This is a genomic window from Streptomyces sp. NPDC107522, from assembly GCF_055657525.1.
On record NZ_JBVKAU010000007.1, the window covers coordinates 147,677 to 168,291 of the forward strand.

15 protein-coding genes and 1 riboswitch are annotated in these 20,615 nt (G+C 69.8%); of the genes, 11 read left to right on the forward strand and 4 right to left on the reverse strand.

All coding sequences use genetic code 11. From position 1 onward, the window contains the following. Positions 1-13 precede the first annotated feature (13 nt). The 4 genes from nuoL (at position 14) to recQ (ending at position 7,412) form a co-directional block, all read left to right on the forward strand. On the forward strand, positions 14-1,978 hold the full coding sequence (gene nuoL / locus ACZ7L6_RS23920; RefSeq protein ID WP_471927098.1) for an NADH-quinone oxidoreductase subunit L: 1,965 nt from the start codon (positions 14-16) through the stop codon (positions 1,976-1,978). A gap of 5 nt (positions 1,979-1,983) precedes the next feature. Beyond that, positions 1,984-3,555, forward strand: coding sequence for an NADH-quinone oxidoreductase subunit M (locus tag ACZ7L6_RS23925; RefSeq protein WP_471927100.1), 1,572 nt, complete (start codon positions 1,984-1,986; stop codon positions 3,553-3,555). Beyond that, entirely contained in the window at positions 3,552-5,201 is a 1,650-nt protein-coding gene (nuoN, locus tag ACZ7L6_RS23930; protein ID WP_471927102.1) for an NADH-quinone oxidoreductase subunit NuoN, read from the forward strand. Before ACZ7L6_RS23925 ends, nuoN begins: the two co-directional genes overlap by 4 nt. Positions 5,202-5,414: 213 nt before the next feature. After that, positions 5,415-7,412: a DNA helicase RecQ gene (recQ, locus tag ACZ7L6_RS23935; RefSeq protein ID WP_471927518.1), complete on the forward strand. Its 1,998-nt coding sequence runs from the start codon at positions 5,415-5,417 to the stop codon at positions 7,410-7,412. A 302-nt stretch (positions 7,413-7,714) separates the two neighbouring features. Here the strand turns inward: recQ and ACZ7L6_RS23940 are convergent, their stop codons facing one another. Both ACZ7L6_RS23940 and fahA read right to left on the reverse strand, forming a co-directional pair. Then, the gene (locus ACZ7L6_RS23940; RefSeq protein ID WP_471927104.1) at positions 7,715-8,653 is read right to left on the reverse strand and encodes a M56 family metallopeptidase; all 939 of its coding nucleotides are present in this window, start codon (positions 8,651-8,653) and stop codon (positions 7,715-7,717) included. 383 nt (positions 8,654-9,036) lie between these two features. Then, positions 9,037-10,257 carry a fumarylacetoacetase gene (fahA, locus tag ACZ7L6_RS23945; protein WP_471927106.1) on the reverse strand — a complete coding sequence of 407 codons (1,221 nt, stop codon included), beginning with the start codon at positions 10,255-10,257 and terminating at the stop codon, positions 9,037-9,039. 170 nt (positions 10,258-10,427) lie between these two features. Here fahA and ACZ7L6_RS23950 point away from each other — a divergent pair, with 170 nt between their 5' ends. Together ACZ7L6_RS23950 and ACZ7L6_RS23955 are read left to right on the forward strand one after the other, a co-directional pair. Beyond that, positions 10,428-10,889, forward strand: a complete 462-nt coding sequence (locus ACZ7L6_RS23950) for a carboxymuconolactone decarboxylase family protein (RefSeq protein ID WP_471927520.1) — start codon at positions 10,428-10,430, stop codon at positions 10,887-10,889. 168 nt (positions 10,890-11,057) lie between these two features. Then, entirely contained in the window at positions 11,058-11,888 is an 831-nt protein-coding gene (locus ACZ7L6_RS23955; RefSeq protein ID WP_471927108.1) for an HAD family hydrolase, read from the forward strand. A gap of 60 nt (positions 11,889-11,948) precedes the next feature. Here the strand turns inward: ACZ7L6_RS23955 and ACZ7L6_RS23960 are convergent, their stop codons facing one another. Next, entirely contained in the window at positions 11,949-12,683 is a 735-nt protein-coding gene (locus ACZ7L6_RS23960) for a LysM peptidoglycan-binding domain-containing protein (protein WP_471927110.1), read from the reverse strand. 5 nt (positions 12,684-12,688) lie between these two features. Beyond that, positions 12,689-12,872: riboswitch (cyclic di-AMP (ydaO/yuaA leader) on the reverse strand. Between the two features lie 1,048 nt (positions 12,873-13,920). On the opposite strand from ACZ7L6_RS23960, the gene ACZ7L6_RS23965 reads away from it, so the two are divergent. The 5 genes from ACZ7L6_RS23965 to ACZ7L6_RS23985 all read left to right on the forward strand — a co-directional run bounded on the left by ACZ7L6_RS23965 (position 13,921) and on the right by ACZ7L6_RS23985 (position 20,006). Continuing rightward, on the forward strand, positions 13,921-14,931 hold the full coding sequence (locus ACZ7L6_RS23965) for a polyprenyl synthetase family protein (protein ID WP_471927112.1): 1,011 nt from the start codon (positions 13,921-13,923) through the stop codon (positions 14,929-14,931). Positions 14,932-15,267: 336 nt separating this feature from the next. Next, a complete protein-coding gene (locus ACZ7L6_RS23970) occupies positions 15,268-16,305 on the forward strand; it encodes a CHRD domain-containing protein (RefSeq protein WP_471927114.1) in 1,038 nt (345 codons plus the stop codon). 296 nt (positions 16,306-16,601) lie between these two features. Beyond that, entirely contained in the window at positions 16,602-17,879 is a 1,278-nt protein-coding gene (locus tag ACZ7L6_RS23975; protein ID WP_471927116.1) for a LolA family protein, read from the forward strand. A 56-nt stretch (positions 17,880-17,935) separates the two neighbouring features. Continuing rightward, complete coding sequence (locus ACZ7L6_RS23980; protein ID WP_471927118.1) at positions 17,936-19,123, forward strand: ABC transporter ATP-binding protein; 1,188 nt, start codon at positions 17,936-17,938, stop codon at positions 19,121-19,123. Continuing rightward, complete coding sequence (locus tag ACZ7L6_RS23985; RefSeq protein ID WP_471927120.1) at positions 19,110-20,006, forward strand: ABC transporter permease; 897 nt, start codon at positions 19,110-19,112, stop codon at positions 20,004-20,006. Before ACZ7L6_RS23980 ends, ACZ7L6_RS23985 begins: the two co-directional genes overlap by 14 nt. Before the next feature lie 11 nt (positions 20,007-20,017). Here the strand turns inward: ACZ7L6_RS23985 and ACZ7L6_RS23990 are convergent, their stop codons facing one another. After that, positions 20,018-20,602, reverse strand: a complete 585-nt coding sequence (locus ACZ7L6_RS23990) for a flavodoxin family protein (protein WP_471927122.1) — start codon at positions 20,600-20,602, stop codon at positions 20,018-20,020. Positions 20,603-20,615: the final 13 nt, after the last annotated feature.

The window sequence follows — 20,615 nt, forward strand, 5'->3', positions numbered from 1 at the left end:
GGTCGGAAGAATCGTGGAGAACCTGATTGCGCTGCTGGTAGCGGCGCCCCTGCTCGGAGCGGCCGTACTGCTGTGCGGCGGCCGGCGTCTCGATGCCGTCGGCCAGTGGATCGGCACGGTCCTTTCGTTCGTCTCCTTCGTCTTCGGCGTGATCCTCTTCGCCGACCTGCTGGGCAAGGACGCCGAACACCGCACCCTCACCCAGCACCTGTTCAGCTGGGTCCCGGTCGAGGGCTTCCAGGCGGACGTCGCCTTCCGCCTCGACCAGCTGTCGATGACGTTCGTGCTGCTGATCACCGGCGTCGGCTCGCTGATCCACCTGTACTCGGTCGGGTACATGGAGCACGACGAGCGGCGCCGCCGCTTCTTCGGCTATCTGAACCTGTTCCTCGCGGCGATGCTGCTGCTCGTCCTCGCCGACAACTACCTGCTGCTGTACGTCGGCTGGGAGGGCGTCGGTCTCGCGTCCTACCTCCTGATCGGCTTCTGGCAGCACAAGCCCAGCGCCGCCACCGCCGCGAAGAAGGCCTTCCTGGTCAACCGGGTCGGCGACATGGGCCTGTCGATCGCGATCATGCTGATGTTCCTGTGGTTCGGCACTTTCGCCTTCGGGCCGGTGCTCGGCACCCACGCGGAGGTCGGTCTGGTCGGTGACGCGAACGAGGGCAAGCTCACCGCCATCGGCCTGATGCTGCTGCTCGCCGCCTGCGGCAAGTCGGCCCAGGTGCCGCTGCAGTCCTGGCTCGGGGACGCGATGGAGGGTCCGACCCCGGTCTCGGCCCTCATCCACGCCGCGACGATGGTGACCGCGGGCGTCTACCTGATCGTCCGCTCCGGCGCGATCTTCAACGCCGCTCCCGACGCGCAGCTGGCCGTCACCGTGGTCGGTGCAGTCACGCTCCTCTTCGGTGCGATCGTCGGTTGCGCGAAGGACGACATCAAGAAGGCGCTGGCCGGGTCGACCATGTCGCAGATCGGCTACATGGTGCTCGCCGCGGGCCTCGGCCCCATCGGCTACGTCTTCGCGATCATGCACCTGGTGACGCACGGCTTCTTCAAGGCCGGGCTGTTCCTCGGCGCCGGTTCCGTCATGCACGGCATGAACGACGAGGTCGACATGCGCAAGTACGGCGGCCTCAGGAAGTACATGCCGGTCACCTTCGTCACCTTCGGCCTCGGCTACCTCGCGATCATCGGCTTCCCCGGTCTGTCCGGCTTCTTCTCCAAGGACAAGATCATCGAGGCGGCGTTCGCCAAGGGCGGCACCGAGGGCTGGATCCTCGGCGGTTGCGCCCTGCTGGGCGCGGCCATCACCGCGTACTACATGACGCGCGTGATGCTGATGACGTTCTTCGGAGAAGAACGCTGGCGGCACGCCCCGACCCCGTCCCCGGCCGAGCCCAGCGTGGAGCCCGCCGCCGAGACGCGCGGTGAGCACGCCGAGCCGCACCCGCACGAGTCGCCGAAGGTCATGACGATCCCGATGATCGTGCTGGCCGTCGGATCGGTGGCCGGCGGTGCGTTCTTCAGCATCGGCGACCGGTTCCTGCACTGGCTGGAGCCCATCACCGGGCACGACCACGGCCACGCGCCGATCAGCGCCGGAGTGGTCACCACCGCGACCGTGGCATGCATGGTCATCGGCGTCGCCATCGCCTACGCCCAGTACGGCCGCCGCCCGGTCCCGGTCGTCGCCCCGCGCGGCTCGCTGCTCACCCGGGCCGCCCGGCGCGACCTGCTCCAGGACGACTTCAACCACGTCGTCCTCGTACGCGGCGGCGAACACCTCACGCGCTCCCTGGTGTACGTCGACCACACCCTGGTCGACGGCGTCGTCAACGGCACGGCGGCCTCGATGGGCGGCCTGTCCGGACGGATGCGCAGGCTGCAGAACGGCTTCGCACGGTCGTACGCGGTCTCGATGTTCGGCGGTGCGGCGATCCTCATCGCCGCGACCCTGCTGATGAGGGCGGTCTGATACCGATGTCCTTTCCTCTGCTGACAGCTACGGCGGTGCTCCCGGCGATCGGGGCGATCGCCACGGCCGCCGTACCGGCCGCCCAGCGCACCGCCGCCAAGTGGCTGGCGCTGCTGTTCTCGCTCGCCACGCTCGCGCTCGCGATCACCGTCCTGGTCCGGTTCGACCCGGGCGGCGACCGCTACCAGCTCACCGAATCCCACGCCTGGATCGCGGACTTCGGGGTCCGCTACGAGCTAGGTGTGGACGGCATCGCGGTGGCGCTGATCGCGCTGACGGCGCTGCTGATCCCGTTCATCATCCTCGCGGGCTGGCACGACGCCGACCCGCTGGAGACCGGCAGCACTCGCTGGCGGCCGACGCAGGGCTTCTTCGCCCTGATCCTGGCCGTCGAGGCGATGGTGATCCTCTCCTTCGAGGCCACCGACGTCTTCCTCTTCTACATCTTCTTCGAAGCCATGCTCATCCCGATGTACTTCCTCATCGGCGGCTTCGGGGACCGTGCCCACGAGCACGGCGAGAAGGCGGCGTCGACGCAACGGTCGTACGCGGCCGTGAAGTTCCTGCTCTACAACCTGGTCGGCGGCCTGATCATGCTGGCCGCGGTGATCGGCCTGTACGTGGTCGCGGGGAACTTCAGCCTCCAGGAGATCGTCGAGGCCCGCGCCAACGGCACGCTCGACATGGCGACGAACACCGAACGCTGGCTGTTCCTCGGCTTCTTCTTCGCCTTCGCGGTGAAGGCGCCGCTGTGGCCGCTGCACACCTGGCTGCCCAACGCCATGCAGGAGTCCACCGCGCCGGTCGCCGTGCTCATCACGGCGGTAGTCGACAAGGTGGGCACCTTCGCGATGCTCCGCTTCTGCCTCCAGCTGTTCCCGGAGGCCAGCAAGTGGGCGACGCCGACGATTCTCGTCCTCGCCCTGATCAGCATCGTCTACGGGGCGCTGCTCGCGGTCGGCCAGCGCGACATCAAGCGGCTGGTGGCGTACGCGTCGATCTCGCACTTCGGCTTCATCATCATGGGCATCTTCGCGATGACCAGCCAGGGGCAGTCCGGCGCGACGCTCTACATGGTCAACCACGGCATCTCCACGGCCGCGCTGATGCTGGTGGCCGGCTTCCTGATCTCGCGGCGCGGTTCGCGGCTCATCGCCGACTACGGCGGGGTCCAGAAGGTCGCCCCGGTGCTCGCCGGCACCTTCCTGATCGGCAGCCTGGCGACCCTGTCGCTGCCGGGGCTCGCGCCCTTCGTGAGTGAGTTCCTGGTCCTGGTCGGCACCTTCACCCGCTATCCGGTGATCGGCATCATCGCCACCTTCGGCATCGTGCTCGCCGCGCTCTACACCCTCGTCCTCTACCAGCGGACGATGACGGGCCCGGTGAAGCCGGAGGTCTCCGCGATGCCCGACCTCAGGGTGCGGGAACTCGTGGTCGTCGCCCCGCTGGTCGTACTGCTGATCTTCCTGGGCGTCTACCCGAAGCCCGTCACGGACATCGTCAACCCGGCGGTCAAGCAGACCATGTCCGACGTACAGAAGAAGGACCCCCAGCCCGAGGTGGAGGCGGCCAAGTGAGCGCATCAGCCGTCCACAGCCTGTGGACAACCGCGGCCGACCCGATCTCGAAGATCGACGCGCCGAAGATCGAGTACGGACAGTTGTCGCCCACCCTGATCGTCGTCGGCGCGGCGGTCGTCGGGGTGCTGATCGAGGCGGTCGTCCCGCGCAGGTCCCGCTACTACGCGCAGGTGTTCGTCTCCGTCGTGGCGCTCGTCGCGGCCTTCGCCGCAGTCGTGGCGCTGGCGGCCGGCGGATACGCCACGACCAAGTCGGGCATCGCCGCGATGGGCGCGATCGCCGTCGACGGACCGGCCCTCTTCCTGCAGGGCACGATCCTGCTGGCGGGACTGGTCGGCCTGTTCACCTTCGCCGAACGGCGACTCGACCCGGCGGCGCACGGCAACCGGGTCGACTCCTTCGCCGCGCAGGCGGCGTCCGTGCCGGGCAGCGACGGTGAAAAGGCCGCCGTGAAGGCCGGGTTCACCACGACCGAGGTGTTCCCGCTGCTGCTGTTCGCGGTCGCCGGCATGCTGGTGTTCCCGGCGGCCAACGACCTGCTGACGCTGTTCATCGCCCTGGAAGTCCTCTCGCTCCCGCTGTACCTGATGTGCGCGCTGGCCCGCCGCAAGCGGCTCATGTCGCAGGAGGCAGCGGTCAAGTACTTCCTGCTGGGCGCATTCGCGTCCGCGTTCACGCTGTTCGGCATCGCGCTGCTGTACGGCTACGCGGGCTCGGTGTCGTACGCGACGATCGCGCAGGTCGTCGACGGCGCGGCCCCGGACGTCACCCCGGCGCTCGCGGACACGATGGGCAACGACGCGCTGCTGCTCGTCGGCGCCGCGATGATCGTCATGGGCCTGCTGTTCAAGGTGGGTGCCGTGCCGTTCCACATGTGGACGCCCGACGTCTACCAGGGCGCGCCGACGCCAGTGACCGGCTTCATGGCGGCCGCGACGAAGGTGGCCGCCTTCGGTGCGCTGCTCCGCCTCCTGTATGTCGTCCTGCCCGGGCTGCGCTGGGACTGGCGGCCGGTCATGTGGGGCATCGCGATCGTCACCATGCTGGGCGGTGCGATCGTCGCGATCACGCAGACCGACATCAAGCGGCTGCTGGCGTACTCGTCGATCGCGCACGCCGGCTTCATCCTCGCGGGTGTCATCGCGGCCACGCCGTCCGGGGTGTCGTCCGTCCTCTTCTACCTGGCCGCGTACTCGTTCGTGACGATCGGCGCGTTCGCGGTGGTGACGCTGGTGCGCGATGCCGGCGGCGAGGCGACGCACCTGTCCAAGTGGGCCGGCCTGGGCCGCCGTTCGCCGCTGGTGGCGGCCGTGTTCGCGGTGTTCCTGCTGGCCTTCGCCGGCATCCCGCTGACCTCCGGCTTCGCCGGGAAGTTCGCCGTGTTCAAGGCGGCGGCGGAGGGCGGGGCGGGCCCACTGGTCGTGGTCGGTGTGATCTCGTCCGCGATCGCGGCGTTCTTCTACATCCGCGTCATCGTGCTGATGTTCTTCAGCGAGCCCAAGCCGGAGGGGCCGACGGTCGCGGTGCCGTCGCCGCTGACGATGACGGCGATCGGCCTCGGCGTGGCGGTCACGCTGGTGCTGGGCGTGGCGCCGCAGTACTTTCTGGATCTGGCGAGCCAGGCGGGCGTGTTCGTGCGCTGACCCGGCACTCGCCTGCCCGGACCACGGCGGCCCGGCACCTCTCGGGGGTGCCGGGCCGCCGTGCGCGCTCCGGGCGGAGTCATGCCGAGCACGCAAGGAAGTCGGTCGATTACGGAAGCGGGCGGGCCAAGCCTGTGGATAACTCCGGCGCTGTCCGTGGCGGCCCCTATCGTGGAGGCAGTGGTCGAGGGACGACGTACGGGGGACATGGCGATGGGTGCGACGGGCGGGATCAGCGAGATGCCAAGGGTGACCGAGGCGGTACCGGCGAGCGGCGGCGAGGCGCTGGCCACGTTGCACCGGGTCTTCGGGTACGACGCCTTCCGGGGCGAGCAGGAAGCGGTCATCGAGCATGTCGTGGCCGGCGGGGATGCCGTCGTGCTCATGCCGACCGGCGGCGGGAAGTCGCTGTGCTACCAGATCCCGTCCCTGGTCAGACCGGGCACCGGCGTCGTCGTCTCGCCGCTCATCGCGCTGATGCAGGACCAGGTGGACGCGCTGCGGGCACTCGGCGTGCGCGCCGGGTTCATGAACTCCACGCAGGACTTCGACGAGCGGCGGGTCGTGGAGGCGGAGTTCCTCGCGGGCGAGCTCGACCTGCTCTACCTGGCCCCGGAGCGGCTGCGGCTCGACTCGACGCTGGACCTGCTGTCGCGCGGCAAGATCGCCGTCTTCGCGATCGACGAGGCGCACTGTGTGTCCCAGTGGGGCCACGACTTCCGCCCCGACTACCTGGCCCTCTCGCTGCTCGGCGAGCGCTGGCCGGACGTCCCGCGGATCGCGCTGACGGCGACGGCGACGCGGGCGACGCACCAGGAGATCACCCAGCGGCTGAACATGCCGACGGCCCGGCACTTCGTGGCGAGCTTCGACCGGCCCAACATCCAGTACCGGATCGTGCCGAAGGCCGACCCGAAGAAGCAGCTGCTGAGTTTCCTGCGCCAGGAACACGAGGGCGACGCGGGCATCGTCTACTGCCTCTCGCGCAAGTCGGTGGAGGCAACGGCGGAGTTCCTGACCCGCAACGGCATCGAGGCGGTGCCGTACCACGCGGGCCTCGACGCGGGCACGCGCGCGGCGCACCAGTCCCGGTTCCTTCGGGAGGAGGGCCTGGTCGTGGTGGCGACGATCGCCTTCGGGATGGGCATCGACAAGCCGGACGTCCGCTTCGTCGCCCACCTCGACCTGCCCAAGTCGGTCGAGGGCTACTACCAGGAGACGGGCCGCGCCGGCCGTGACGGACTGCCCTCCACGGCCTGGATGGCCTACGGCCTCAACGACGTCATACAGCAGCGCAAGCTGATCCAGTCGGGCGAGGGCGACGAGGCGTTCCGGCGCCGGGCCGCCGCGCACCTGGACGCGATGCTGGCCCTGTGCGAGACGGCCCAGTGCCGGCGCGGTCAGCTGCTCGCCTACTTCGGCCAGGACCCCGATCCGGTGGGCTGCGGCAACTGCGACACCTGCCTGACGCCGCCGGAGACCTGGGACGGCACGATCGCGGCGCAGAAGGTGCTGTCGACGGTGGTGCGGTTGCAACGGGAGCGGGGGCAGAAGTTCGGGGCGGTGCAGATCGTCGACATTCTGCTGGGGCGGCGCACGGGGAAGGTGATCCAGTTCGATCACGACCAGCTGTCCGTGTTCGGCATCGGCGAGGAGCTGAGCGAGGGCGAATGGCGGGGTGTCGTCCGGCAGTTGCTGGCGCAGGGGCTGCTGGCGGTCGAAGGGGAGTACGGGACGCTCGTGCTGACGGAGGCCAGCGGGTCGGTGCTGCGGCGCGAGCGGGAGGTGCCGCTGCGGAAGGAGCCGAAGAAGCCGGTGACCTCGCGGGCGGCGTCGGGGTCGGGTTCCGCGGGCTCCGGGCGCGGTGAGCGCAAGGCGAAGGCAGCCGTGGCCGAGTTGCCGGAGGAGCTGGTGCCGGCCTTCGAGGCGCTGCGGGCCTGGCGGGCGGAGCAGGCTCGGGAGCAGGGTGTTCCGGCGTATGTGATCTTCCATGACGCGACGTTGCGGGAGATCGTGATGGCATGGCCCGAGTCGGTGCGGGAGCTCGGGGGCGTCAGCGGGGTGGGGGAGAAGAAGCTGGCGACGTATGGGGGCGGGGTGCTGGAGGTGCTGGCCTCGGTGCGTGGGGAGGCCGGGGCGGGGACGTCGACCGCCGAGGCGGGCGAGTGGCCCGAGATGGAGGCGGAGCCGGAGCCGGAGGACTGGGCCTAGAGGTCGGGAGCGGGGCCTCTGCCGATGGGTGCGCGGTGTCTGTGTCCACCGGGAGCAGGTGCACAACCCGGCGCTGGCGGAGTGCCGCCTCTGTTTGGGATGGGTGCCGCCCCAGCGGCACGACTGCCCGCAGGCTAGGCGGGCTAGGCGGGTTGGCGGGCGAAGCAGGAGCGGTGGGCTAGGCGGGCTGGCGGGCTAGGTGGGATCGGTGGGCTAGGTGGGCTGGCGGGCTAGGCGGGATCGGTGGGCCCGGCGGAATCGTGGGCCAGGCGGGATTAGGGGAATCGCGGCCAGGCTCGGTGTCAGCTCAGTGCCGTCAGTCCCGGGGCGAACGTGATCAGTAGCGGGAGCAGCGGTACCAGCGCGGCCACGGCAGTCGTCAGGGCACGGTCGCGGCGGCCCAGACGCGGCGGCGGCTCGAGGAGCCGGTCCACGCGCTCGCCCAGCAGACGGTGGCTGTTGGCGCAGGACAGGACGCCTCGGTGCTGGTTGAGCTCGATCAGGGCCAGGGCGGTCGTGAGGTGACCGCAGCGGCGGGAGGCGGTGTCGTCGGCGGCCAGTTCGACCAGGCGGTGGGTCTGGTCGCAGAAGTGGGCGAACAACGGGATGCGGGGGAAGCCGGTGGCAAGCGCGGTGGAGAGGTGCAGCAGCCAGTCGTGGCGGGCCTGGGCGTGGCCACGTTCATGGGTGAGGACGGCGTCGAGCTGGTGGTCGGTCAGGCGGTGCAGGGCGCCCGTGGTGACGATCAGCTGGGGCGGGCTGCCGGGCATCCACCAGGCGTCCGGATACTCGTCCTCCAGCACCAGCAGCGGGCCCCGTGCCGAGCCCAGGCCGGCGGGCAGGTCGGGAGCGCGTTCACGCAGGTGGGCCCTGGCCTGGCCGCGTCGCCGACGTGCCTCGACGAGTTCGCGGGCCAGCATCGCGGTCGTCCAGGCGGCACCGCAGGCGAGCAACACGGTGAGCGCGGCCGCCCAGACGGGCGCGGACGAGAGGTCGTACGCCTCGGTCACCGACGGTGGCGCGGGAGCGAAGAGCTGGGTGCGCACCGTGCCGAAGACGGCGGCGGTGCCCAGGGCCAGGGCCGTCAGGCAGCACAGCAGGACGGTGGCGACCAGGCACTGCCACACCCAGAGCGCGACGACCGGTTCCCGCTCGGGCCAGGTGGCCCGGGTCAGCGCTCGCGGGACGGGTACGGCGGCCGTCAGAGCGACGATGCTCAACAGGAGCAGGCAGACGGTCATGCCAAGGGCTCCGGATCCTGGTCAGGGAAGGTGCGGGGGCGGCTGTGCGGGGCGGTGGGCCGCGACGACCGGTTGCGGATCGCTTCCCACCGCCAGCCAGTATGACGGTGACCATCGCAGGAGTCAGGGGGAAAGACGCGCCGAATACCCTGTGCGGGGCCGATCACCTACCCGCCCGGCCTCCGTGCCGCGGCCGCGAACCGCCGGGCGGGGGCCGGTGGTTGGCCCGATCACCGGTGTCGCTTCGGATGACTGGTGTCGGGTCGGATGACGGGCGTCGGGTCGGATGACGGGCGTCGGGTCGGATGACCGGTGTCGGGTCGGATGACCGGCGTCGGCGCGGATCGAGGTTTCGGGAGCTTGCAGGGGCCGGGACTCCGGCGTCACTCGGCCACGACCCGCCCCGTGACCTCGCCCAGCCCCACCCGGATCCCGTCCGGGCCCGGAGCCCAGGCGGACAGGGTCACCACATCGCCGTCCTCCAGGAACGTCCGCTTGCCGTCCGGGAGTTCAAGTGGGTCCCGGCCGTTCCACGTCAGCTCCAGCAGCGACCCGCGCTCGCGTTCCGTCGGGCCGCTCACCGTGCCCGAGCCGTACAGGTCGCCGGTGCGCAGGGAGGCGCCGTTCACGGTCATGTGGGCGAGTTGCTGGGCGGCTGTCCAGTACATGGTGGAGAAGGGAGGTTCGGAGACGACGTGGCCGTTGACGGCCACCGAGATGCGCAGGTCGTAGCCGCCGGGTTCGGCTTCGGGGCCGGAGTCGTCGAGGTACGGGAGCAAGGGGTGCGTCCGCTCCGGCGGGGCCACCTGGGCCGCCTCCAGCGCGTCCAGCGGGGTGATCCACGCCGACACCGACGTGGCGAAGGACTTGCCGAGGAACGGACCGAGGGGGACGTACTCCCAGGCCTGGATGTCGCGTGCCGACCAGTCGTTGAGCAGGCACAGGCCGAAGACGTGCTCGCGGAAGTCGCCCAGCGCAACCGGCTTGCCCATCTGCGACGGTGTGCCGACCACGAAGCCGACCTCGGCCTCGATGTCCAGGCGGACGGAGGGACCGAAGACCGGCGCCGGATCAGCGGGCGCCTTGCGCTGGCCGGACGGCCGTACGACATCCGTGCCGGAGACGACGACCGTGCCCGAGCGGCCGTGGTATCCGATCGGCAGGTGCTTCCAGTTGGGGGTGAGGGAGTCCGCGGCGTCGGGGCGGAACATCTGGCCGACGTTACGGGCGTGGTTCTCGGAGGCGTAGAAGTCGACGTAGTCCGCGACCTCGAAGGGGAGGTGCAGGGTCACGGAGGACAGTGGATGGAGGAGGTCCGCGATGGCCTCCTGGTGCGCCGGGACCGTCACCCACGCCGTCAGGGCGCGCCGTACGTCCGACCAGGTGGTGCGGCCCGCTGCGAGCAGCGGGTTCAGGGACTTCTGGGCGAGCAGCGGGGCGTACGGCGAGCCGAGCGCGTAGGCCGCCTTGCCCGCGTCGAGGACGTGGTCGCCGAGCCGGACGCCGACCCTGCGCGCGGAGTCCGAGCCGGGGAGGGAGAAGACGCCGTACGGAAGGTTGTGCGCGCCGAAGGGTTCGCCCTCGGGGAGATCGAAGGGGGGCATGGGGTGCTGCCTCACTCTCATCCGCTCCATGTGCCATGTGGTCGGGCCACACGTTACGGCCTCCGAAAAAGATCTTCGGCGTGCCGGTCACAACTGCTTCCTCCGCTCCGTCAGTGCAGTGAAGACGGAAGCACTGACACAGGAGGCACGAAACCATGCAGGCACGAACCATGCAGGCACGGATGACCAACCCGGCGTACATCCTCTCGGGCGCGGGGAAGGGGGTCGGCACCCTCCTCCAGGCGATCGGCGAGGGCGGCCTGGATCAGGAGCTGGCCGAGATCGTCGGGCTGCGCGCCAGCCAGATCAACGGGTGCGGCGCCTGTGTGCACGGCCACGCGGGCAACCTGCGCAAGGCAGGGGTGAGCGAGGAGCGGATCGACGCCGTCTCCGCCTGGCGCGAGGCGCCCTGGTTCACCGATGCCGAGCGGGCCGCGCTGCAGCTGACCGAGGCGATGACGAGGCTCGCGGACCGTTCGCACGAGTCGGTGCCGGACGCGCTGTGGGACGAAGTGGCCGATCACTTCGACGAGAAGGAGCTGTCGGCGCTGATCCTCACCATCGCCGTCATCAACATGTTCAACCGCATCAACACCACCATCAAAGAGCCCGCGGGCACCACATGGGGGTGAAATCGCCACAAGCGGAAGGAAGTTGTCGCGGGAAAGCACAACGGCGGACAGGGCCGGGAGCAGAACCGGAACCAGGCCCACAACCGGAACAGGTGTCAACACATGTGAACACAGCAGCCGTCCGGTTCGAGTCGAGTCGATGGGGCGTCCTGTCCGTATTCTCTGATCATGGCCGCACCTATCGCATATTCACTCATCGCCACTGACCTGGACGGGACCCTGCTCCGAGGCGACGACACGCTCTCGGACCGGTCCATCGACGCGCTCGCGCTGGTGGCGGCGGCCGGTGCGCAGCACCTCGTCGTGACGGGGCGCCCGGCGCCCAGAGTGCGGCCGCTCCTCGACGAACTGGGCAGCGGGGGGCTCGCGGTGTGCGGACAGGGCGCGCAGTTGTACGACGCCGGCGCGGACCGTCTGCTGTGGTCCGTCACTCTGGACCGGGAGTTGGCGGAGACCGCGCTCGGCAAGATCGAGGCCGAGGTGGGGCAGGTGTACGCGGCCGTCGACCAGGACGGCGTCGACGGGCTCACGCTCATCGAACCCGGGTACCTGATGCCCCACCCCACCCTGCCCGCCGTACGTGTCCAGCGCCGCGACGATCTGTGGTGCGAGCCGATCAGCAAGGTGTTGCTGCGTCATCCCAGCCTGTCGGACGACGAGTTGGCGGCGACGGCGCGCTCGGTGGTCGGCTCCCTGGCCACCGTCACCATGTCGGGGCCCGGGACCGTCGAACTCCAGCCATGCGGCATCACCAAGGCGACCGGTCTCGCGCTTGCCGCCGAGCATCTCGGCCTCGGTCCGCACGAGACCATCGCCTTCGGTGACATGCCCAACGACATCCCCATGTTCGACTGGGCCGCGCGTGGCGTCGCCATGGCCAACGCCCACCCCGAACTCCAGGCGGTCGCCGACGAGATCACCCTGTCGAACGAGGACGACGGCATCGCCGTCGTCCTCGAAAGACTCTTCACGGGCAGTATGGCCGATTTCGCCCGGTAGGGAACCTTTGCCCAGTAGGGCTGGTTCGCTGCCTAGTGGGGCTGTTGACCTGTTCCTGGCCTAGTAGGGGCCGTTCACGTTGTCGATCGAGCCGTAGCGCGCGGCCGCGTAGTTGCACGCGGCCACGATGTTCGCGACGGGGTCGAAGGGGTCGTACACCGTCCCCGGCACGTGGTACGTGGCGAAGGTCGGGTCGATGACCTGCAGGAGGCCCTTCGACGGGGTGCCCGCGGCGGCGTTGGAGTCCCAGTTGTTGATGGCCGTGGGGTTGCCGGACGACTCACGCATGACGTTGCGGTAAATGCCGTCGTACGACCCGGGAATTCCGTTCTGCTCCATGATGTCCAGCGCGTTGCGGATCCAGCCGTCGAGGTTGTTCGGGAACGTCTTGACGGAAGACTGGGTGGCGCGGGCCACGGAGGACTTCTTGGCGGGCGCGGACGCCTTGCCGGCCGTCGTGCTCGCCTTCTTCGTCGCCCGGACCTTCAGGTCGACGCCCGGGTGGATCAGCCGGGGGTTGTCGCCGATGGCCTTGCGGTTGTCCTTGTAGAGCTGCCGCCAGCCGCCCTGCGCGTCGTACCGGTCCGCGATCCCGTAGAGCGAGTCGCCCTTCTTCGTGGTGTACGTGACCGACCCGACCTTCGTCGGCGTGGGGGCCTGGGCGGCGGGCTCCGCGGCGCTCGCGGTGGTCGCGCTGAGGAGCGGGAGGGCGAGAGCGGCGGTGCCGGTTCCGGCGGCGACGACGTGTCGGGTGAGCGGGTTGGTGCGGGGGCGGCGGTGCTTGCCTCGGGCCATGGCGCTGTTCCTCTCCGACGCCTGCGAGGTGAGCTGTCGGGTTCGGGCGGGAGATGCCCGGCCGCGCCGCCCTGCGGCAGCGCGACTTCACCCCGAGCCGCTCCGGTACGCCATCAAGGCGGCCGGTTCGGCGACTTACCTGGGTCCCCCGCTCCTGCCGTGCGTGTGTGAGTGCGTCGATGGATGACTCGGGCGGCGGCAGGATTCGGCGTCCGCCCGACTGAGCGGGAACGTATGCGAGAGCACATGCCCGGAACAAGTGCCATGGTCGCCTGTCGTGCCGGTTGACCATGGTCTGGTGTGTATGGGGTGCTTGATCCTTTGCGGTTGCCAAGCCTCAACTTGCGCTTGAGGCAAGGAGGTATGGGGCGTGCCGGTCTGGGTGCTTGAGCGCGGCCGCGTGACTCAACTCACTGGCATCCACAAGAGCGGCAAATCGGGCAATGGGTCCAACTCGCCTTTAACTGGCTGTCCGTGAAGTCCGTTTATCCCGTGTCCGATGGAAAAGGGCCTCTTCGTCCTCATCGTGGATCGCCTCGCCCGGAAGTTCCGGGGAGCTCCCGCCGGTTTCAGGGTGAAGACCGCGCGGGGGTGCCTTCGGGTGCTCCAACGCCCCGGCGTGCTCGCCCACTTCGGGGCTGAAGGGCCTCGGTTGTGCATATCGACCGCGAAGGCGGAACCTCCCGTGGAGTGCGCGTCGTTGTCTTGGTGATCGTCCGTGGCGCCGGCTGTGCCGGTCGTGTCGACCGTGGCGATCGCCTTGAGCGGCTCGGGCGTGAGGGCTGTGGCCTGAGAGGGGTGGCGTCGGTGTGCCTGGATGCCGCCCGGAGGGGGTGAGGGGGTGCCCTGAGGGCGGGGTGGAGGCGATGGCTCCGGGGATGGCTTGCCCATGTCGCTCGAGGAGGTCGCGTCCGTGGGGTGTGGCATGAGGATGCGGGGCGAGCGCGCCTCTGGGCCGGTCGGGGGAGGTGTGGGCGTCGCGGGGTGGAGGGCCCCTGTCTGGCTGGATGACGACGAGGGATCGGGGCACAGGCGGGTACATCCCTATAAGTCGATGGATGTCCGGCCTTATCAGGTGATCAAAAACATACCGGTCGTGATCCGATACCGCCCGTGGTGGACGGGTGGGCGGCATCGGTGATCGAAACGTGACCGGATACGCTGACTTGAGTGATGGCAGCGACCTATCGACAAACCGTGTAACCGCCAGTAGACACCAGCAGACAGGAGACCCCTCGTGACCGTCGTCGGGCCGTTCGGGCTGAGCGTGCGGGACCAGGCTCTGGAAGCCGATGTCCAGGCCGGATTGGCGGCTGTCGAGGAGGGATTGCTCGAAGCCACCAAGAGTGAGGTCCCCTTCATCACCGAGGCCGCCCAGCATCTGGTGCGAGCGGGTGGAAAGCGGTTCCGGCCCTTGCTGGTGATGCTCACCGCCCAGTTCGGGGACCCGTACGCGCCGGGGGTCGTGCCGTCGGCGGTGGTGGTCGAGCTGACCCATCTGGCGACGCTGTACCACGACGACGTGATGGACGAGGCGGCGGTTCGGCGGGGCGTCGAGAGCGCGAACACCCGCTGGGGGAACTCGGTCGCCGTTCTGACCGGGGATTTCCTGTTCGCGCGGGCCTCGCACATCCTCGCCGACCTCGGGCCCGAGGCGGTGCGGGTGCAGGCCGAGGCGTTCGAGCGGCTGGTCACCGGGCAGATCCTGGAGACGGCGGGGCCGCAGGACGGGCGGGATCCTGTGGAGCACTACCTGGATGTGCTGAGCGGGAAGACCGGGTCGCTGGTGGCGGTGTCGTGCCGGTTCGGGGCGATGATGTCGGGCGCCGACGAGACGGTGGTCGATGTGCTGACCCAGTACGGGGAGCGGCTGGGGGTCGCCTTCCAGCTGGCGGATGACGTGCTGGACATCGCGAGTGACTCCCATGAGTCCGGGAAGACGCCGGGGACGGATCTCCGGGAGGGGATTCCGACGCTGCCGGTGCTGCGGTTGCGGGAGCGGGCCGAGCGGCTGGGGCTGGCGGAGGACGTCGCGCTGTGCGAGCTGCTGGACTCCGACCTGAGCGATGACGCGCGGCATGCGGAGGCGTTGGCGGCGTTGCGGGTGCATCCGGCGCTGGAGCAGGCTCGGCGGGACACGGTGCGGTATGCGGAGGATGCGCGGGCTGCGTTGGCGCCGTTGGCGGACATTGATGCCAAGGCTGCGTTGATGGAGTTGTGCGACGCCGTGGTGCATCGGGCTGGGTGAGGGGTTTCGCCCCCGCCGCCCCTACCCGTCCCATCCTCCAGGGGCTCTGCCCCTTCGACCCCGTTCCTGGGGGCTGCCGCCCCCAGACCCCCGCTCCGGCCCTGAAGGGGCCTTGTCCTCAAACGCCGGACGGGCTGAATGCGGCGGTTGCGGACTTTTCCTCAGACGCCGGACGGGCTGGAATGCAGTGACCGGCGTCGAGAGGTGCCCCCACGTGCATGTGACGCGCATCACAAAGCTGGACTGAGTCCAAACTGAGATCACCTCCGTATTCATGCCCAGAAGCTGACGCAGGGGGCGTCAGCTGCACTACGGGGAGAAAACTGCATCATGGGCATGAACACGACGTTCTCGAAGCGCCGTAAGAGCCTGATCGTCACCGCTGTCGCGGTGGCCGCCGCCGGTGGCGTTGCCGCCGCGGTGATTCCCGCCTTCGCCGCCGGAGGCGGCCGCGCTGACCACGCGGGCCACGCCGGAGGCGACACGCAGGGGATCGTGAGTCGGAGTGGGACCGCCGGTGGTGGGACCGCCAGTGGCGCCGTCAATGGCGGCACCGGGGGCACCCTCCTCGCCGCCGGCCTTCGCGGGGCGAACGAGGTGCCCGTCCCGGGTGGGCCCGCCGTGGGCGACAAGGACGGGGCCGCCCTGCAGTTCGTGAAGGTCAAGGGCGACAAGGTGTCCGTCGCCGTCACCTGGCGCGGCACTGGCAAGCCGACCGCCCTCCACCTCCACCAGGGCGCCAAGGGCACCAACGGCGGCATCAAGGTCGACTTCGGCGGCCTCCTCGGCAAGACCAAGGGCCACAGCCTCACGGGCACCGTGAACGTGAAGGACCCTGCCCTCCTCGACGCCCTGAAGACCGACCCGAATTCGTTCTACGCCAACCTCCACACCGCCGAGTTCCCGGGCGGTGCCGTACGGGGGCAGCTCCACAAGGTCACCGTCGCCGAGTTCGACTTCCGCGACGCGCTCGACAACTTCCAGGCGTCCGTCATCAAGGGCAAGCAGATCTACGAGTGCAAGCCGGCCGAGGGCGGTGGATACGCCTTCGCCCAGCGGGACGTCAGCGCCGTACTCGGCGGCCGTATCGCGCACTCCTTCGTCGCACCCAACTCCGGTACGCCGCAGTGGATCGCGCGGGACGGTAGTGCGGTGACCGGGTCGGTCATCTCCAGGACCCCGAACGGGGAGGGGAACATCCCCGAGCTCGACCTGAAGGCCACTCAGTCCGGCAAGCATCACGGCCTGCTCGCCGACACCGCGGAGATCCTGCGCCTCAACACCGTCGGCGGCGTCGCCCCGGCCGGCTCGTGCACACCCGGCGACATCGTCGGCGTGCCGTACCAGGCCGACTACGTGTTCATCAACGGCTAGCCCGCGGAGCCGTTCGGCGGCGTCCGGCGACATCCGGCGGCGTCTCCCCGCACCGACCCCTACGGGTCGGGGGAGGCGCCGCCTCCATGTGTCATACCGCAGGTGTACGCGGAGTTGGCTCCGGAGGTTGACGAATCTCCCTGACTTATTTGGTCAGATGGAAACCACGGAAATCACCACTCCTCACCGATTCGGGTGAGAATGGCGGCTCAGGGGTGGACGAGTGCGGGGTCGTAAGACTCGCGGGCGAGCACAAGAGACGGACAGCCGCCGCCGACGACGGAGGTAAGGCACACATGGCACCGTACGCATCCGACGACAGTACGACCGCCGCGGAGGGCGACGACCTGCGCGACGACCTGCGGGCGGGGCGGCGCAAGGCCGCGCGGTACGTCGTCCCGGTCGCGGTCGTGGGAGTCGCGGCGGCGACCATCGGGCTCGTCCCGGCGATCGCCGACTCCGGCGACCCGGACCTGCCGGAGATCACCGCGCAGCAACTCATCGAGAAGATCGCCCAGTCGGACGTGCAGCAGATGTCCGGCACCTTCAAGATCACCACCGATCTGGGCCTGCCCGACCTGGGTGGGCTGGAGTCGAGCCTCGCCTCCGGCGCCATGGGGTCGGGGTCGGGTGACGGATCGTCCGCCGATCCCACGGCCAAGCTCACCGAGCTCGCGTCCGGCACGCACACCCTGCGCGTCGCCGCCGACGGCCCGGACCGGCAGAAGCTCTCCCTGCTGGAGAACGCCGCCGAGTACAGCCTCATTCACAACGGCAAGGACGTCTGGGGCTACGACAGCAGGTCGAACGAGGTCTTCCACGGCACCGCCGAGGAGGCGAAGGGCGGGCAGGAGAAGGAAGACGTTCCCGCCACGCCCAAGGACTTCGCCGAGGAGGCGCTCAAGGCGGTCGACGACACCACGTCCGTCACCGTCGACGGCACCGCCCAGGTCGCGGGCCGGGACGCGTACCGGCTGCTCATCAAGCCGAAGCAGTCCGGGACCACGGTCGGTGCCATCACCGTGGCCGTGGACGCCAAGACCGGTATGCCGCTGAAGTTCACGTTGACCCCGTCGAGCGGCGGCGCGGCCGTGGTCGACGCGGGATTCACCCAGGTCAGTTTCGCCAAGCCGGCCGCCTCCACCTTCGACTTCACCCCGCCCAAGGGTGCGAAGGTCACCGAGGAGAGCGAGCTCGACGGGGCGGCCGCGGAACACGGCTCCGCGAAGTCCGAGGACGAACTCCGCAAGGAGCTCGACAAGGAACTCGGCGGCCTGAAGTCCGACGACGAGCACGGCAAGGCGCCCGAGGGCGGTCCCGACGTCATCGGCGAGGGTTGGAACTCCGTGGCCGTCTTCGACACCGGCGGCGAGGGCGTGCCCTCCGGCGCCGAAGCCGGCGGCGACCTGGGCGGCTTCCTCGACTCCCTGGGCGACAAGGTCAGCGGCAAGTTCGGCTCGGGCACGGTCTTCCAGACCCGGCTGATCAACGCACTGGTCACGGACGACGGCAAGGTCTACGTGGGCGCGGTCGACAAGGACGCGCTCGTGAAGGCGGCCAACTCGGCGAAGTGACCGTCCCGGAGCCGACCGGCGTACACGCACGATGAACCGAGGAGCCTGAGGAGCGTATGGAGGAACTGCCCGCCGCGGAAACCGACGAGGCCGGTCCCGCCGCTCGCGCCGGTCACGCCGGTCACGCCGGTCGCGCCGGTCACACCGACCGAGCCGCTCAGGCGGACCACGGTCCTCAGGCGGACCCAGCCGAGCAGACCGCTCGGTCCGAGGGGCTCGTTCAGCCGGAGCGGGGCCCTCGGGCTGAACAGGGTCGGGTCGGCCGGGTCGATCAAGCCGGTCAGACCGGTCCGACCGGTGAGACCGGCAACGGCGACACGGTGATCGCCACCCGAGCGCTCACCAAGCGCTACCGCGGCGGGCAGCTCGCCGTGGACGGTCTCGATCTGACCGTCCCGGCGGGCAGCGTCTTCGGCTTCCTCGGGCCGAACGGCTCCGGCAAGACCACCACCATCCGCATGCTGATGGGTCTCATCGAGCCCACCTCCGGTACCGCGCACGTCCTCGGGCAGCCCATGCCCCGGGCCGCGCGCGCCGTACTGCCGCACGTCGGCGCCCTCATCGAGGGGCCCGCCCTGTACGGCTTCCTCTCCGGCCGGGACAACCTCATCCGCTACGACGCCGCCGATCCGACCGCCGATCCGCGCACCCGGCGTGCCCGCGTCGCGGCCGCGCTGGACCGGGTGGGCCTGACGGCCGCCGCGGGCAAGAAGGCGAAGGCGTACTCACTCGGCATGAAGCAGCGACTGGGGCTCGCGGCCGCGCTCCTCCAGCCGCGCAGGCTCCTCGTTCTCGACGAGCCGACCAACGGCCTCGACCCGCAGGGCATGCGCGAGATCCGTTCCCTGATCAGGGAGTTGGCCTCCGACGGCACGACCGTCTTCCTCTCCTCGCACCTCCTCGACGAGATCGAGCAGGTGTGCACGCACGCGGCGGTGATGGCGCAGGGCCGGCTGATCACCCAGGGCGCGGTGGCGGAGCTGGCGGCCGGGATGCGCGGCCGGCTCGTCGTGACCACGCCCGACCCGTCGGACGCGGCCCGGGTGCTGAAGGAGCAGGGCGCGGGCGACATCGTCATCGCCGACGACCGGGTGACCGCGGAACCTCCGGATCGTGATCTCGCCGACGTCAATGCGGCGTTGGTGACCGCCGGGGTCCGCGTCCGCGGCTTCGGTGTCGAACGGGCCTCCTTGGAGGACGCGTTCGTGGCGCTCACGGGGGAGGGGTTCGATGTCGCAGGTTGAGGCCACCCTTGAATCCGGTCCGTCGAACCGTAGGCCGAACCCGTTGTGGACCTTCGGTCTCCTCCGCAGCGAACTGATCACCACGTTCCGGCGCTGGCGCACTCTCGCGCTGCTCGGCGTCCTGGCCGCCGTGCCGATCCTGGTCGGGATCGCCGTGAAGATCGAGACCGGCGACGGTTCGTCGGCGGGGGGCGGCGGCCCGCAAGGCGGCGGTCCGGCCTTCATCTCCCAGATCACCAACAACGGTCTCTTCCTGGTCTTCACCGCGCTGGCCGCGACGCTCCCGTTCTTCCTGCCGATGGCGATCGGCGTCATTGCGGGCGACGCGATAGCGGGCGAGGCGAACGCGGGCACCCTCCGCTATCTGCTCGTCGCCCCCGCCGGCCGCACCCGCCTGCTGCTCACCAAGTACGCGACCACGATGGCCTTCTGCCTGGTCGCCACCCTCGTGGTCGCGGTCTCGGCCCTCACGGTCGGGGCGCTGCTCTTCCCGCTCGGCGACCTGACGACCATCTCCGGCACCCGGATCAGCTTCGCCGAAGGCCTCGGCCGTGCGCTGCTGATCGCCCTGGTCGTCGCCGTGTCACTGATCGGGGTCGCGGCCCTCGGCCTGTTCGTCTCGACGCTGACCAACAGCGGCATCGCGGCGATGGCGACGACGGTCGGCCTGCTGATCACCGTCCAGATCCTCGACCAGATACCCCAGCTCCACGCGATACAGCCGTACTTCTTCTCCCACTACTGGCTGTCCTTCGCCGACCTCATGCGCGAACCCGTCTACTGGGACGACCTGGTCAAGAACCTGGGCATCCAGGCCCTCTACGCGGCGGTGTTCGGCTCGGCGGCGTGGGCGAGGTTCACGGCGAAGGACGTCACGGCGTAGGGCCGCAGGGCTCAGTCGGTCTCGTACGGGAAGCGCGCGAGCCGTGCCTCCTGGGCGAAGAACGTCTTCGCGCGGGCGAGGGCCTCGGCGTCGTTCAGTACGTCACCGGGCTTGCTGCCGTTGCCGAGCAGTACGCCGCCGAAGCGCATCCCCATGTACGCGGCGGAGTTGTTGAGCGTGCCGACCAGCGGGTCGGCGACCTCCTGCTCCTCATGGGCGAGCGCGGTGACGCCCCACAGGGTGCGCCCGGCCATGCTCGCCTTGAAGCCGAGGCCGGGTGTGCGCAGCCAGCCCGACCAGTAGTCGAGGTAGCGCTTGACGTGGGCGGACACCGAGTACCAGTAGAGCGGGGAAGCGATCACGACATCCGTCGCCGCGAGCGTGGCGTCGAGCAGCAGCGCCACGTTCCCCTTGGTCGGGCGCACGTGGTCGCTGTCGTGCCGTAGGTCCTCGAAGTCGGGCAGCGGGTGCGCGGCCAGGTCGATCCACTGCTGCTCGACGCTCTCGGGCAACTGCTCGGCGGCCCTGCGGGCCAGCAGCTCGGTGTTGCCGTCAGAGCGGCTGCTGCCGAGGACGAACAGGAAGTGGCGGGTCATTGGGTCCCCCAAA

What these genes read in the sequence shown, in the direction of transcription:
- ACZ7L6_RS23925 (WP_471927100.1), top strand. Translation starts at nt 1,984, where the DNA reads ATGTCCTTTCCTCTGCTGACAGCTACGGCGGTGCTCCCGGCGATCGGG.
- recQ (WP_471927518.1), top strand. Translation starts at nt 5,415, where the DNA reads ATGGGTGCGACGGGCGGGATCAGCGAGATGCCAAGGGTGACCGAGGCG.
- ACZ7L6_RS23940 (WP_471927104.1), bottom strand. Translation starts at nt 8,653, where the DNA reads ATGACCGTCTGCCTGCTCCTGTTGAGCATCGTCGCTCTGACGGCCGCC.
- fahA (WP_471927106.1), bottom strand. Translation starts at nt 10,257, where the DNA reads ATGCCCCCCTTCGATCTCCCCGAGGGCGAACCCTTCGGCGCGCACAAC.
- ACZ7L6_RS23950 (WP_471927520.1), top strand. Translation starts at nt 10,428, where the DNA reads ATGCAGGCACGGATGACCAACCCGGCGTACATCCTCTCGGGCGCGGGG.
- ACZ7L6_RS23955 (WP_471927108.1), top strand. Translation starts at nt 11,058, where the DNA reads ATGGCCGCACCTATCGCATATTCACTCATCGCCACTGACCTGGACGGG.
- ACZ7L6_RS23960 (WP_471927110.1), bottom strand. Translation starts at nt 12,683, where the DNA reads ATGGCCCGAGGCAAGCACCGCCGCCCCCGCACCAACCCGCTCACCCGA.
- ACZ7L6_RS23970 (WP_471927114.1), top strand. Translation starts at nt 15,268, where the DNA reads ATGAACACGACGTTCTCGAAGCGCCGTAAGAGCCTGATCGTCACCGCT.
- ACZ7L6_RS23975 (WP_471927116.1), top strand. Translation starts at nt 16,602, where the DNA reads ATGGCACCGTACGCATCCGACGACAGTACGACCGCCGCGGAGGGCGAC.
- ACZ7L6_RS23980 (WP_471927118.1), top strand. Translation starts at nt 17,936, where the DNA reads ATGGAGGAACTGCCCGCCGCGGAAACCGACGAGGCCGGTCCCGCCGCT.
- ACZ7L6_RS23985 (WP_471927120.1), top strand. Translation starts at nt 19,110, where the DNA reads ATGTCGCAGGTTGAGGCCACCCTTGAATCCGGTCCGTCGAACCGTAGG.
- ACZ7L6_RS23990 (WP_471927122.1), bottom strand. Translation starts at nt 20,602, where the DNA reads ATGACCCGCCACTTCCTGTTCGTCCTCGGCAGCAGCCGCTCTGACGGC.